The sequence below is a fragment of the Streptomyces sp. NPDC005728 genome (genome assembly GCF_040630895.1).
GTDB lineage: Bacteria > Actinomycetota > Actinomycetes > Streptomycetales > Streptomycetaceae > Streptomyces.
This window is the reverse complement of sequence record NZ_JBEXYL010000060.1, coordinates 31,811-45,806: the sequence shown is the minus strand read 5'-3', so window position 1 is coordinate 45,806 and position 13,996 is coordinate 31,811. Positions and strand designations below refer to the sequence as shown.

The 13,996-nt window shown below is 72.6% G+C and carries 12 protein-coding genes; 7 read left to right on the top strand and 5 right to left on the bottom strand.

Features of this window, described 5'->3' with window-relative positions:
• The first annotated feature begins 97 nt into the window (after positions 1-97).
• Both ABZ471_RS31840 and ABZ471_RS31835 read left to right on the top strand, forming a co-directional pair.
• Positions 98-646, top strand: coding sequence for a DNA-binding protein (locus ABZ471_RS31840; RefSeq protein WP_359071263.1), 549 nt, complete (start codon positions 98-100; stop codon positions 644-646).
• 156 nt (positions 647-802) lie between these two features.
• Positions 803-2,179, top strand: coding sequence for a serine/threonine-protein kinase (locus ABZ471_RS31835; RefSeq protein ID WP_359071261.1), 1,377 nt, complete (start codon positions 803-805; stop codon positions 2,177-2,179).
• 34 nt (positions 2,180-2,213) lie between these two features.
• On the opposite strand, the gene ABZ471_RS31830 is transcribed toward ABZ471_RS31835, so the two are convergent.
• Both ABZ471_RS31830 and ABZ471_RS31825 read right to left on the bottom strand, forming a co-directional pair.
• Positions 2,214-3,515 carry a hypothetical protein gene (locus ABZ471_RS31830; protein WP_359071259.1) on the bottom strand — a complete coding sequence of 434 codons (1,302 nt, stop codon included), beginning with the start codon at positions 3,513-3,515 and terminating at the stop codon, positions 2,214-2,216.
• 332 nt (positions 3,516-3,847) lie between these two features.
• A complete protein-coding gene (locus ABZ471_RS31825; protein WP_003999697.1) occupies positions 3,848-3,976 on the bottom strand; it encodes a DLW-39 family protein in 129 nt (42 codons plus the stop codon).
• Positions 3,977-4,324: 348 nt separating this feature from the next.
• Here ABZ471_RS31825 and ABZ471_RS31820 point away from each other — a divergent pair, with 348 nt between their 5' ends.
• From ABZ471_RS31820 to ABZ471_RS31810, 3 genes are all read left to right on the top strand, one after another.
• Entirely contained in the window at positions 4,325-4,657 is a 333-nt protein-coding gene (locus ABZ471_RS31820; RefSeq protein ID WP_359071257.1) for a DUF6344 domain-containing protein, read from the top strand.
• Between the two features lie 168 nt (positions 4,658-4,825).
• Positions 4,826-5,473 (top strand): UTRA domain-containing protein, encoded by a 648-nt coding sequence (locus tag ABZ471_RS31815; RefSeq protein ID WP_359071256.1) that lies wholly within the window; start codon positions 4,826-4,828, stop codon positions 5,471-5,473.
• A gap of 8 nt (positions 5,474-5,481) precedes the next feature.
• Positions 5,482-6,258 (top strand): glycosyltransferase family 2 protein, encoded by a 777-nt coding sequence (locus ABZ471_RS31810; RefSeq protein WP_359071254.1) that lies wholly within the window; start codon positions 5,482-5,484, stop codon positions 6,256-6,258.
• Here ABZ471_RS31810 and ABZ471_RS31805 read toward each other — a convergent pair.
• Together ABZ471_RS31805 and ABZ471_RS31800 are read right to left on the bottom strand one after the other, a co-directional pair.
• Positions 6,248-6,436: a ferredoxin gene (locus ABZ471_RS31805; RefSeq protein WP_359071252.1), complete on the bottom strand. Its 189-nt coding sequence runs from the start codon at positions 6,434-6,436 to the stop codon at positions 6,248-6,250. The two genes, ABZ471_RS31810 and ABZ471_RS31805, sit on opposite strands and share 11 nt — an antisense overlap.
• A 69-nt stretch (positions 6,437-6,505) precedes the next feature.
• Entirely contained in the window at positions 6,506-6,982 is a 477-nt protein-coding gene (locus ABZ471_RS31800) for a hypothetical protein (RefSeq protein WP_359071250.1), read from the bottom strand.
• Positions 6,983-7,173: 191 nt separating this feature from the next.
• On the opposite strand from ABZ471_RS31800, the gene ABZ471_RS31795 reads away from it, so the two are divergent.
• Together ABZ471_RS31795 and ABZ471_RS31790 are read left to right on the top strand one after the other, a co-directional pair.
• Positions 7,174-7,674: a hypothetical protein gene (locus ABZ471_RS31795; protein WP_359071248.1), complete on the top strand. Its 501-nt coding sequence runs from the start codon at positions 7,174-7,176 to the stop codon at positions 7,672-7,674.
• A gap of 446 nt (positions 7,675-8,120) precedes the next feature.
• Positions 8,121-12,314, top strand: coding sequence for a hypothetical protein (locus tag ABZ471_RS31790; protein ID WP_359071246.1), 4,194 nt, complete (start codon positions 8,121-8,123; stop codon positions 12,312-12,314).
• A gap of 176 nt (positions 12,315-12,490) precedes the next feature.
• Here the strand turns inward: ABZ471_RS31790 and ABZ471_RS31785 are convergent, their stop codons facing one another.
• Entirely contained in the window at positions 12,491-13,900 is a 1,410-nt protein-coding gene (locus tag ABZ471_RS31785; protein ID WP_359071244.1) for a PA14 domain-containing protein, read from the bottom strand.
• Positions 13,901-13,996 lie beyond the last annotated feature (96 nt).

Below are 13,996 nucleotides of genomic sequence, written 5' to 3'. Positions count from 1 at the left end.
GATTGGGGGTCCCCCCGGATGACCACTCTCCGTAAGATGCTCGACGTGGTTCGCTACAGCGAACCGCGGTTTTCAGGGGAAGCGATGGGGAGACGCAATGGACGCCGCACAGCAGGAGGCCACCGCGAGAGCGCGGGAGCTTCAGCGGAACTGGTACGGAGAGCCGTTGGGGGCGCTCTTCCGTAAGCTCATCGACGATCTCGGGCTCAACCAGGCCCGTCTCGCGGCGGTGCTGGGCCTGTCGGCTCCGATGCTGTCGCAGCTGATGAGCGGCCAGCGCGCCAAGATCGGTAATCCCGCGGTGGTCCAGCGGGTACAGCTGCTGCAGGACCTGGCGGCCCAGGTCGCGGACGGCAGCGTCAGCGCGGCCGAGGCGACGGACCGCATGGACGAGATCAAGAAGTCTCAGGGGGGATCCGTGCTCAGCAACACCACGCAGACGACGAGCAGTTCGGGAGCACCGACGGTCAAGCGCGTGGTGCGCGAGATCCAGTCGCTGCTGCGCTCGGTGGCGGCGGCCGGCGACATCATCGATGCCGCCGACACCCTCGCCCCGACCCACCCCGAACTGGCAGAGTTCCTCCGGGTCTACGGCGCCGGCCGCACCTCCGACGCCGTCGCGCACTACCAGTCCCACCAGAACTGACCCCTGGGGCCCGGCTCCTGGAGGGGGTCCGGGGGCCTGGCCCGGCACAGGGTTCGCAGCGCGAGGGCGGCCCGCTGCCGGGGGGCGGCGGGCGGCACGGGTGTGTATCGCTCATCAGGGGGAAACGAGGGGCTGGGGGAGGAGCGGCGGACTGTCATGGGTGAGGTCTTCGCCGGCCGGTACGAGCTGGCCGACCCGATCGGGCGTGGCGGCGTGGGTGCCGTCTGGCGTGCCTGGGACCACCGGCGTCGGCGCTATGTGGCCGCCAAGGTGCTCCAGCAGCGCGACGCCCACTCGCTGCTGCGCTTCGTACGGGAACAGGCCCTGCGCATCGACCACCCCCATGTCCTCGCCCCGGCCAGCTGGGCCGCCGACGACGACAAGGTCCTGTTCACCATGGACCTGGTCGGGGGCGGCTCGCTGGTCCACCTCGTCGGCGACTACGGCCCGCTGCCACCGGCGTTCGTGTGCACCCTGCTCGACCAACTCCTGTCGGGTCTCGGCGCGGTGCACGCGGAAGGTGTCGTCCACCGCGACATCAAGCCCGCCAACGTGCTGCTCGAAGCCACCGGCACCGGCCGGCCGCGGCTGCGGCTGTCCGACTTCGGCATCGCCATGCGGTTCGGCGAGCCGCGGCTGACGGAGACCAACCTCGTGGTGGGCACGCCCGGTTATCTGGCACCCGAGCAGATGCTGGGCGCCGAACCGGACTACCCCGCCGACCTGTTCGCCGTGGGGCTGGTCGCCCTCTATCTCCTCGAGGGTGCCAAGCCCGACGCCAAGGCGCTCGTGCAGTACTTCATGGAGCACGGGACACCGGGACCGCCCAAGGGTGTCCCCGAGCCGCTCTGGCAGGTCGTCGCCACCCTGCTCCAGCCCGACCCGGCGGCCCGCTTCCGCACCGCCACGGGAGCCCGCAAGGCGCTCGCCTCCGCGACGGAACTGCTGCCGGAACCCGGCCCGGACGACGAGCTGATCGAGATCTTCGACCAACTCGGCCCGCTGCCACCCGGGTTCGGACCGGGCGGCCCGCTCGAGCGCGCCTCCGGGATACGGGTACGGGAAGCACGGCAGGCGACGGACAGCGCCGACTCCGGCTCCGACGGCACAGGGAGCACAGGAAACACAGGGAGCACCGCGAGCACAGGGAGCGCAGCGGGGCCGGCCTCGATGTCGGACACCGGAAGCTTCCACCTCCCGCCCCCACAGCCGACCCCGAGCCCCCCGCCGTACGCGCCCACGCCTCCCCCGTCCTCCCCCCAGCCGTACGCACCCCGGCAACTCGCCCCCGCGGCCCCTCCGCTCCCCGTTCCGCAAGCGCCGCCGCGCGTCGATGCCTCTACTGCCTCGTACACCGCTCGGGACCCTCAGGTTCCCGATCTCGTGCACCTGAGGGAACGGGCCCCCGCACACGGCCGCCGGGCCCGCAGGGCGATCCGCCGCCCCGGCCCCCCGGCCAAGGCGGTGATCCCGATCCTGCTGCTGGCCCTGGCCTGCTACGCCGTGGGCTTCTGGGCGCTGACCCGGCTGTGAGCCGCGTCCGACCCCGCGCAGGAGCCGTGCGGTCCTACGTGCGAGTCCGCCGGGCCGCCACCGTCCACACGCCCAGCACCAGCAGCAGTGCGGTCCCGGCGCCGATCCCGCCGGCCGCGAGCACCTTCATCCCGGCGCCACCGCCCCCGTAGCTCCCCTGCACCGCCGCCTCCCGGTCCTGCCGAGTGACCGTGAAGACGTCGTCCGGCTCGGACTGCCCGGCGTACCCGGGTCCGCCGTGCGCCTGCCCGCCGACCCGTACCCGCAGCGTCACCTCGAACGGCCCCGGCCCGAACGTGCCGCTCATCTGCTCGCTGAGGTGCACGACCAGGTAGTAGTTCCCGGCGAAGCGCACCGCGTTCTCCCCGCTGGGAACGGCGTACCGGTTGGCGTACTCCACGGGCGGCAGCGGGTCGAGGGCGGCGGACTTCCGGGTGCCGGCGTAACCGAGGGAGACGTCGTCGACGTACCCGCGGACCGGGTTGTAGAGGGACAGGTTCACGGCGCCGCCGACGTAGCCGTGGCCGCTCGCAGAGCTGCCCAGTTCGGCGACGGCGTGCAGCCGGCGGCCCCAGTCGACCGGGACCTCGTAGAAGAGGGTCTGGCCGGGTGCGACGCCGGTCCGCCAGACCCCTTGGTCCAGCGGGCGGGCCCGGGCGAAGCCGGAGCCGCCGGTCCGCTCGTGCGGGTCGCCGACGAGGGGCGCGGGGGAGGCGGAGTCCCAGGCCTGGGGCGCGGTGGTGGGCCCGGCCTTCGCCACGCGCGGTTCGGTGGCGGGCTTGATCTCCAGGTCCCAGCGCTGCGCCGAGTCCGCCGTAGCGGAGTCGTCGGAGGCCTCGGATCCCCCGGAGTCGAGGCGTTCCACCTCGACGTAGTACGTCCCCGCCCCCCGGCAGGACGTCCGCCCGGCGTCGCGCTGCCCCAGGGCCGTGACCGGACGGGGGCTGAGGGCGGCGCCGATGCGTGCGGCGGCGTAGGAGCAGGAGCTGCCGCTCGCGTCCTGGACGGAGACGCTGATGCCGTCGGTGGAGAAGACGGTGGCGTCGGCGGGGGGTACGGCGGTGACGGGGACGTACGCCGTGGCCGTCGCGGAGAGGTCGAGACGGTAGTGGATCTTGCCGTTCTCGGGGAGGGAGCTGCGGTAGGTCCGGCCGGGCTCCAGCCGCGGGGCGCCGGCGGTGCCCGACGTGCCCGTGACCAGCCGGTCCTCCGGAGCGAAGCCGTACGTCCCCGCGGACGCCCCCTGCGCACCGCCGGCGTACGTCCCTTGCTCACCGGCGGCCGCGATCCCGCCCGGCAGGGCGGCCACGGCGCACAGCACGGCGGTCACGACCACGGCCCGGGCTCCGACACCCGCCGGCCGGCCGCCCCGCCACCACGTCGTACGCCCTCGCCCGCGCACCTGCCACCCCCAGTCGCTCCGCACCCGCGCATCCGGCCGTGGCCCATCCTGCCCCGAGGGTCCCTGCGCCATCCGGGGAATCCGTACGGCCGTCCGAAACGCCCGTACCGCCCGGAGTCATCCGCGCGACACCGCCGGGAGACGCGTACACCACCTGTCGAGGACCGGCAACACGAGACCTGCCCCCGCACCCGAACGGGACCCCGGACAACACAAAACCCCGACCGCACAGGCGGCCGGGGTCTGATCAGATTCTGGATCGGTACTCACGAACCCGTGGGCACGGAGTCAGTGGCCTCCGTCCACAGGTCCTGCTCGGCGCGATCCGCCTGGATCTGGCGGTACACGAGGAGACCGCCGATGGCGGCCAGTGCGACCAGGAGCAGCTTCTTCACCGCGCGACCTCGTCTTTCCTTGACGTAGGGGACCTCTGGCGCCCGACTATACACACCGACCGATACCGATCGGTGACCTGCGCAGGGCCCCAACTCCCGCCCTCGACAGCGCAATAGGCCGGGCCGGCACCGTTGCGATCGGAGGGTGATCACACCTCCACGCACGGTTAATTTGCTCCCCCTTCGCTCGCCCTCACCTGATTTTGGGGGCTTTCTGACCTCTATGCGCCCATACGGGTGGTGTTCATCGGAACATCGACGCGCCACGGGCGTCGGTCCCCCACTTCGCGATCCCCATACACATCATGAGCAAAGTACGCAAATCGCCCAACCCGAAAGTGAGGGGCCATGACCCAGAACAAGGTCATGAAGCTGTGGACCGTCGTCGTCACCGCCTTCCTCGCGCTGTGCACGGCGCTCGGACTCGTCACCGCGACCACCGCGGCGGCCGCACCGCAGGCGGAGAGCCCGCAGGGCACCACCGAGCACCGGACGGTGCCGGCGATCCCGGCGATGAGCCACTGGGCCTGGTCCCATGGCAGGTCACTGCCCCCCACGATGAAGCAACGCATCAGGGCCGAGGCCCACGGAAAGTCCCCCCGCTGCCGGCACCGCCCCCTGGACGAGACCGAAGCCGAGACGGACCCGGCGAACCAGTCCAGCGCCCCCCTCGACTGCTGAGCCACGGCAGCACACGCAGCACCGCAGACGTTTCGACATCACGGCGACTTGCGTACGCACCAGTCGACACGGACAGACCCCCGGCCGGGCCCGGCCGGGGGTCTTGCGCTGTTCACGGGCCCGGCCGCCGAGTCGTCGGGTCCCTGTCGGGAGTCGTAGCCTGGACGGGTGCCCAGGGCCTACGAGGAGATCGCGGACGAGAGGCAGCACGGACGCGACACGCACGTACGGCGTCCGCGCGCCCGGGTGGTGCGCGACAGCGGCCGGCACCAGTGGGAGAAGGACCGCGCCCGCCGGCCCCCGGCCGTCCGGGCCGCGACCGGCGCCACGGAACGGGACACCGGCCTGCTGCCGGACGACCTCGTCTTCTCCGCGCGCTACCGCACCATCGAGGCACCCGGGGAGCTGGCCGAGGCCTTCGGGGTATGCGAGGGGACGGCGCTCCTCGAACGCAGCTACCGGACGCGGTACGCGGCGGAGACGGCCCCCTTCAGCCTCGTCACCTCGTATCTCCCGCACGCCCTCGCGGCGGCCAACCCCGACCTCCTGGACGTGTCCAGGGAGCCCTGGCCCGGCGGCACCCACCACCAGCTCTCCACCGTGGGCATCGAGATCGACCGCGTCGAGGAACGCGTCAGCGCGCGTCCGCCGACGCCGCAGGAGACCCGGGAACTGGAGCTGCCGGCCGGGACGGCGGTGATCCTGGTCCGCAAGACGTCGTACGACACCCGCGGCCGGATCGTGGACGTCTCCGATGTCGTACTGCCCGGCGACCGTACGGAACTGTTCTTCACCACTCGTCTGGAAAGGTGGTGAATGCCGCCGTGCCCCGGCGCATCACCGTAGTCACCGCTGTCCACGCCCCCTCCGCCCGCTTTCTGCCCGAGGCCCACAAGTCCCTGCGCGAGCAGTGGCTTCCGGACGGCTGGGAGTGGAACTGGGTGATCCAGGAGGACGGCGGCACGGACGAGGTCCGCCCGTACGTTCCGGACGACGAGCGGGTGAGCTTCCGTCAGGGCCGCTCCGGCGGGCCCGGCATCGCCCGCACCATCGCGCTGGCCCACGCCGACGGCACCTACGTGAAGGTCCTGGACGCCGACGACCAGCTCCCGCCCGGCACGCTCGCCCGCGACCTGGCCGTGCTGGAGGCGGACCCCACCCTCGGCTGGACCACCTCCCGGGTCCTGGATCTGCTGCCCGACGGCTCCACGGCCGGCTTCCCCGGCGACCCGGACGACGGCCCGATCGAGCGCGGGGCCGTCCTCGGTTTCTGGAAGGACAACGGGTTCCGGGCCCCGGTCCATCCGGCGACGCTGTTCGTCCGCCGGGACCTGCTGACGGCCCTGGGCGGCTGGATGGCCCTGCCGGCCTCCGAGGACACGGGACTGCTGCTGGCGCTGAACGCGGTCAGCCGCGGGTGGTTCTCCGCGGAGGTGGGGCTTCTGTACCGGAAGTGGGAGGGGCAGGCGACCGGACAGGCCTCGCACGTCGATCCGGCCGAGCGGCAGGCGCGCATGGCCGTGGTGGAGGCCAGGGCACGGGCGCTTGCGGAGTTCGCGTGGACCTACCCGGCGGGGGACGGCCCTTGCGTCATTCGCTGATCACGACGGCCTGCGAGGGGCACTTCTCGGCCGCTTCGCGCACCTGGGGATCGTCCCCGGCCGTTTCCCGGCCGGGCCGGACGACGCCGTACCCGTCCTCGAACGCGAACACGGACGGAGCCCGGTGCGCGCACTCGGCAGAGCCGTAGCACACGCCACGGTCGACGGAGACCTTCATGCGTCCTCCAGCCATAGGTGACTTCCAGGACGCCACTGCCCGGCGTGCCGCACGGCGAACCGGTGCTTCCTAGCCGCTCTGCGGCCGGCCTGCGGCGGAGAGCCAGTGGGCGACCCGGCGGACCGTGGGCTCGTCGAGCCGGTCGACCAGCGCCCGCACCGTCTCCGCGTCCTCGGGAGAGAGGTCGTACAGACCCGCCTTGCTCAGGCCGGCCATGAGCACCTGGTGCCGGCGGTCCGACATGCGCTCGGCGAGCCTGACCGGCTCCTCGGGGCGCTGCGGGGACGGTTCGGGCGCGGGCGCGGACGGTGTGGCGGCCGGCGCGTCGAACCGGTGCCAGGCTCCGTCCTGCGGGCCCCACAGGGCGACCGTCACGTCGTCCCCGCGTGCGCGGACCGTCTGGGCCATGTCTCCCACCGCGTACAGCACGGGGGTCCGGTCGGGGGACTCCGCGCCCACCCGCCACGCGGCCCGGGACGGCTGGTAGAACATCGCGACCCAGCGCGGACTACCAGGAGGTTGCGGACAGTCGGGACGCTTCACCATGGCACTCACCCCTTCGGGAACAGCCGGCGGGCCGACCATAACTGACGGTCCGTCAGTTTTCCAGGGCGGACCGCACCCCTCCGTCCGGCCGCACGACCGCGTTCCCGCGCACTTCTGGCCTCTTCGCGGCCGGCGTGACACCCTGCCCGCGCCCGCGGATGCGGTGCCGTCCCGGCGGAGGGAGACCGAAGATGAGCGGAGTCGAAGAGGCAGTACCAGGAACCGCGGCGTCGGCCGCATCAGTTGCGTCGGCTGCGGCCCTCAGAAGGGTCCACGCCGACCGCGCACGCAGTGCGTACGACCGCGCCGCTGCCACCTGCCGCCAGGCCGGCATCACCGAGGACGCCGCCCAGCCCGTACCGACGAGCCCCGTCGGCAGGGCCGCGGGCGCGCTGCGGCTGTCGGCCGGGTCGATCGAGGCCCTGGCCGCGAGCGCACCGGATCCCGCGGCGGACGCCCGCTGCGCCCGGAACGCCGCAGCCGCGGCCGCACTGGCGGCACAGGTGGCGGCGGCACAGGACGCCGGCGAAGGAGCCGCCTCGGCCCTGCGCGCCGCGCTGGCCGCCTCCCGGGCTGCGGCGGACGCAGCGGGCGGGAGGGCGCCGGGCCGGGACGCGGCCCTGAACGCCACGGCCGACGAGGCCGAACGACGCGCGGTCACCGCCGCCCACACAGCGGGCTGGATCGCCTAGGGCCTGCCCGGCCCCCGGCACGTTCACCTGCACCCGCCTACCAGCACCGGCCCGTCCGGCACCGGTCCCTCCCCTCGTGGGGACCGGTGCCGGACGGAGCGGGTGGCGTCGACCCGTGCCGCGTCGGCCTGTCGGCACGGACCGAAGTACCGAAGTACCCGATGTCGTTCGTGTCCGCGATGTCTGTGGTGTCGTCAGATGTCTCCGGCGCCCCGGCGGAAAGTTGACCGAGAACATGCGGCGCCTTGGACGGTGTCTCCGAACGCTGAGCCGGTGGCCTGTCCGGACGGTGTGTGATGATGCGGCTACCGGGTCGTGATCCTGCCATTTGTCGTCCCTGACGAGGAGGTTCCGGTCTCCGGACCAGGGCTTTGTCGCAGGTCAGCCGTATAGGGTGAGTTTTCCGGTCCGGACGTCCAGATACGGGGGGAGTAAGGGGTGGGACCTTGGGTTCCGACTCAGGGACACGCACAGCCTTCGCCGAGCGGCTCGCCCTGCTGTACAAGGAGGCAGGCAACCCTCCCCTCAAGAGCGTGTCCGAAGCGGTCGTACGGATGCAGCGGGTGGACGAGCGCGGGCGGCCCGTGCGGGTGTCCTCCCAGCGCATCAGCGACTGGCGGCGGGCCAGGAACGTACCGGCCCAGTTCGCTGCCCTCGCCGCCGTCCTGCAGATCCTGATCCCCGAGGCGCGGCGTGCCCGGCCCGTTCCGGTCTCCGCCGGCCTGTACGACCTCGCCCAGTGGCAGCGGCTGTGGGAGCGCGCGCTGGCCGACCCGGCCGGCGACCGCCCCGCGTCACCCGTGGAGGAGGACCGGCGGCCACCGGCCCAGGAGCCGCCCGTCGTCGGCGGCGTGTGCCCCTACCGGGGACTGGCGCCCTACCGCCAGGAGGACGCCCGGTGGTTCTTCGGCCGGGAGCGGAGTACGGACGCGCTCGTGGCCCAACTGCGCGCGGCGGAGAAGACGGGCGGGCTGATCATGCTCGTCGGCGCCTCGGGCGCCGGGAAGTCGTCCTTGCTGAACGCCGGTCTGGTGCCCGCGCTGCAGGACGGCGTACTCGGGGACGGCGGCGACGGGCCGAGCACGGTGCTCCAGCTCGTGCCGGGCGCCGATCCGCTCGGCGAGCTGACCCGCCGCATACCGGAACTCGCCACCCTGGCCGCCGAGGCACGCACGGCCGAGGCGGAGGCGGCCGGGAACCCGGCCGTGCCCGGGTCCGACGCCCCGCACTTCGTCCGCGCGGTACGGGAGGCGGTCACGGCATGGGCGCACGGGGTGAGGTCCCCTGACGCTCCGTCGAGAGCCTCCTCGGACACCGCCTCGGGCGCGCCCTCGGCTGCCGAGAGGAACGGCGACGCGCCCTCCGATGCCGTCGGTGCCGGTGCCGTCAGTGCCGGAGCCGTCAGTGCCGGTGCCGTCGGTACCAGTCAGGACAGCAGCGCACCCCCGCACGCGGTCATCATCGTCGACCAGTTCGAAGAGACGTTCACTCTCTGCCCCGACGAGGCCGACCGCCGCACCTTCCTCCAGTTCCTGCACGCCGCCTGCACCCCGTCCGCGGACGCGCCCGGACCCGGCCCCGTCCTCGTGGTCCTCGGCATCCGCGCCGACTTCTACGAGCAGTGCCTGGTCTACCCGGAGCTGGCCGACGCGCTCCAGCACCGGCACATGGTGCTCGGGCCGCTGACCACCGCCGAGCTGCGCGAGGCCGTGACCGGCCCCGCCAAGGCCGTCGGACTGGAGCTGGAGCCGGGCCTGGCCGAACTGATCGTGCGGGAAGTGAGCGCCGACGGCCCGCGCGGAGCACACGACGCCGGCGTGCTCCCCCTCCTCTCCCACGCCCTGCTCGCCACCTGGCAGCGCCGTAAGGCGGGACGCCTGACGCTGGCCGGATTCCGCGCGGCCGGCGGCATCCAGGGCGCGGTGGCGGCGACCGCCGAGCGCGCCTGGTCCAGCCTCGACCCCGCCGCCCGGTCGGCCGCCCGGCTGCTCCTGCTGCGGCTCGTCCGGCTCGGCGAGGACACCCAGGCCACCCGCCGGCGCGGGACGCGACGCCAGTTGGCGCAGGAGTCGGCGGACCCCGGCAAGACGGAGGAGTCACTGGAGGCGCTGGTGCGCGCCCGGCTGGTGACGCTGGACGCGGAGACCGTGGAGATCACCCATGAGGCGCTGCTCCACGCCTGGCCGCGGCTGCGCCACTGGATCGACGAGGACCGCAACGACCATCTGCTCCGCCAGCAGCTGGAGGAGGACGGCCGCGCCTGGGAGGCCTCGGACCGGGACAGCTCGCTGCTCTACCGCGGCTCCCGCCTGGACCAGGCCCGCAGCTGGGCGAAGTCCGCCGGGGACACCTATCTGACCCGCAGCGCGGTGCAGTTCCTGGCCGCCTCGGTCCGGCTGCGCAAGCGCACGGTCCTGATCAGCCGCTCCGCCGTGGCCGCGCTGGTCGTGCTCGCCGTGCTCGCCGCCGGTTCGGCGGTGGTGGCGTGGCAGCAGCGGGACGACGCCGTCTTCGAACAGGTGCTCGCCGAAGCGGACCGCGTCCAGCAGACGGATCCCTCGCTGGCCGCCCAGCTCGACCTGGTGGCCCACGATCTGCGGCCGGACGACGAGGGGACGTACAGCAGGCTGATCTCGGTCGTGAACGCGCCGCTGGCCACCCCTCTGCTCGGCCACACCGGCGCCGTCTATCTCACCTCCTTCAGCCCCGACGGCAAGACCCTGGCCACGGCCAGCTACGACCGGACCGTCCGCCTGTGGAACGTGGCCGACCGGAACCGCCCCGAGCCGCTCGGCAAGCCCCTCACCGGCCACGCGAGCTGGGTGAGCAGCGCGGTCTTCAGCCCGGACGGGCACACCCTGGCCAGCGCCGGCGACGACGGCACGATCCGGCTGTGGAACGTGCGCGACCCCGCTCACCCGTCCCCCGTCGGCAAGCCCCTGACCGGCCACAAGGGCACGATCTACCTGGTCGCCTTCAGCCCGGACGGCCGCACGCTGGCCTCTGCGGGCGAGGACCACACGGTGCGCCTGTGGAACGTGTCCGAGCCCGCGCACGCGGCACCGATCGGCAAGCCCCTGACCGGCCACTCGGCGGCGGTGCGCTGTGTGGCGTTCAGCCCGGACGGGCGCACGCTCGCGGCGGGCAGCGACGACGCCGTCATCCGGCTGTGGAACACGGCCGATCCCCGGCACCCCGAGCCGCTGCCCACGGTGCTCACCGGCCACACGGACATCGTGCACTCGGTGGCCTTCAGCCCCGACGGCCGTACCCTCGCCAGCGGCAGTGCGGACGACACCATCCGGCTGTGGAACACGGCCGATCCCGCGCACGCGGCACCGATCGGCTCGCCGCTGACCGGGCACACCGGCCCCATCTGGTCCGTGGCCTTCAGCCCTGACGGCGCCCGGCTCGCCGCGGCCAGCGCGGACAGCACGGCGAGCCTGTGGAGCGTCGGCGATCCGGCGTCCCCTTCGCAGGTCGGCGAGCCGCTGGCGGGCAGCAGCGGCGAGATGTACGCCTTGGGGTTCAGCCCCGACGGACGCACCCTCGCCACCGGCAGCGGTGACAGCAAGGTCCGCCTGTGGTCGATCCCGACGCTGGACATGACCGGCCGCAACGGGGCGTTCCGCCCGGACGGGAAGGTCCTCGCCACGGCCGCACGCGACGGCCGGATCCGGCTGTGGAACGTGTCGGCTCCCGGCCGGCCCGTGTCCCTGAGTACACCGTTCATGCCCGCGGACGGAAACCAGCGCACGATGGTGTTCTCCCCAGACGGCCGCACCCTCGCCGTACGGACCAGGTACCGGGAGCTGTACCTGTGGAACGTCACCGACCCGGCCCATCCGGTCCTGGCCAGGCCGCACCTCACCCTGCGCACCCGCTTCTCGGGCCCCGGCTCCATGGCCTACAGCCCCGACGGCCGCACCCTGGCCACCGCCTACGACGACCGCACGATCCAGCTGTGGAACGTCACCGACCCCGCCCGTACCGTCCCGCTCGGCAAGCCGCTCGCCGGCCACCGGGGCTACGTCAACGCGCTCGCCTTCAGCCCGGACGGGCGCACGCTCGCCAGCGGCAGCGCGGACAGCACCATCCGGCTGTGGAACGTCACCGACCCCGCCCGTCCCACCCGCACCGGCCGCCCGCTCCCGGAACACTCCGGCCCGGTCAACGCGCTCGCCTTCAGCCCGGACGGCCACACACTGGCCAGCGGCAGCGACGACGACACCGTACGGCTGTGGAACGTCACCGACCCGTCCTCGGCGAGCGCGCTGGGCTCCCCGCTCACCGGCCACACCGAGGCGGTGACGTCACTGACGTTCAACGAATCCGGCCAGACCCTGGCGAGCGGCGGCAATGACAGCACGGTCCGGCTGTGGAACGTCACCGACCCGTCCTCGGCCTCGCCCATCGGCCAGTCGATGAGCCCCTACGCGAAGACGGGCAGTTTCCTGTCCTTCAGCCCCAACAGCCATGTGCTCGGGGTGTCGAGCGGCTCCGACACGATCCGCCTGTGGCGTCTGGACGCGGACGAGGCCATCCGGCACATCTGCGCCGTGACCAGGGGAGTCCTGACCCCGCAACGGTGGCACGAGTACCTCCCCCGCCTCTCGTACGACCCTCCGTGCGCCGACTGACCGATCAAGATCAGCCAACTCCCCAAACCATCAGGCCTGTTGCCTCCCGAAGACCCCACAACCTTGTTACCCTTGGCCATAGCCCGATCGCTGGTGCATCCCCCGTCGCCAGCGGTCGGGCCTTTTTTCGTGCCGTGAACCCGAGCTGCGCCAGTGCCAGGGCCGCGCAGCGGGCGTCAGCGGATCTCGCTGTAGGGCGAGTAGTTCCCGGCGGCGTCATAGGTACGCGCCCGGTACTCATGGGTACGCCCCTCGGCGGGCAGCGGGTCGCAGACGCTGGCCGTGGCGGGGTCGAGGCGCGGGTCGTATCCCTGGTGCAGGACGACCGACCAGGTGCTCGTCCCCACCTCACGGCGCTCGATCTCGAAGCCGGTGAAGTCACGGATCGGGGCCGGCGTGCTGTCGCTGGCGGTCGCCCGGATGCCGCCCGTGCAGGAGCCCAGGGTCAGGTCGGGGGCGTAGTAGGGGCCGATGCCGTCGGGGATTTCGAGCCAGACCTCATTGGTGGCGGTGGCGTCGAGCCGGTTCGGGTTGTAGGTGGTGGTGCCGCCGTCGTTGGTGACGAGGACGCGGTAGTGGCCCCACTCGCCGTCGGCGACGACCGGCCCGGTGGTCCAGGTGTTGCCCTTGGTGGTGCCGAGCGGGACCCAGACCCAGTAGCCGTCCACCTTGTCGTTGCTCAGGACCGTGTAGTGGTCGAAGTGCGGCTCGGTGTTGAGGGGCCACTTCAGGCTGACCTTGCCGGTCGCCTTGTCGTACGTGCCCGTCAGCTCGGTCACCACGGGCAGCGGGCGCACGACGGTGTCCGTGCTGCCCGACGAGGTGTTGCCCGCCTTGTCCTTGGCCCGGACCTCGTAGTAGTAGGGGGTGCGGTCGTCGGGGTTCACGAGGGGGTCGGTGAAACTGCGGGCGGTGGTCGTGGCGACCTTCGTCCAGGTCCCGGAGCCGACGGGCCGCCGGTAGAGGGAGTAGTTCGCCAGGTCCATCTCCTTGTTGGCGGTCCAGGAGACGGTCGTCCTGCGGGTCGTGGTGTTGTACGCGGTCCTCACACCGGTGGGGGCGAACGGCTTCGTCCTGTCGTACGCGGCCGACGTCCGGGGCGTGTACGTGTACGCGACTTTCGCGGCGCCGCTCCAGTTCACGTGGTCGACGCGGAGGGTGTGCCTGCCGGAGGGGACGGTGAGGTTGACGCTCTTGGAGCGGGCCGTGTCACCGGTGCCCTTCCACAGGTCGATCTTGCGGGCGCCGTCCAGGTAGACGCGGACGCCGTCGGTGGCGGAGGCGGTGAACGAGAAGGGCCCGCCGGAGCCGAAGTCGCGCGTCACCGACCAGCGGACACCGAAGTTGTCCGACGGCACCCCGGAGACCGGGCTCCCGGACCAGCTCTGGCTGATGGCGCTGTCGCAGTCGGTCCGCACCGGGGAGCCGGAGAACGAGGTGTTCTTGTAGAACGTCCTCTTGTAGACGTCGGCCGAGCAGGTGACGTCGGCGGCTGCCGCCTGCGGGACGGCGACCAGCAGGCTGCCGAGGACGACGGCGGACAGGGCACCACCTGTCCGGGCGGCAAGGAGACTCTTCCGGTGCACGGGGACCTTTCACGCTGTGCGGGCAGAACGTACAGCGTGGAGACTCGTGACCTGGGAGGAAGGTTGCACGGCGCGCCCGATGCCGCCGCTGTCAGC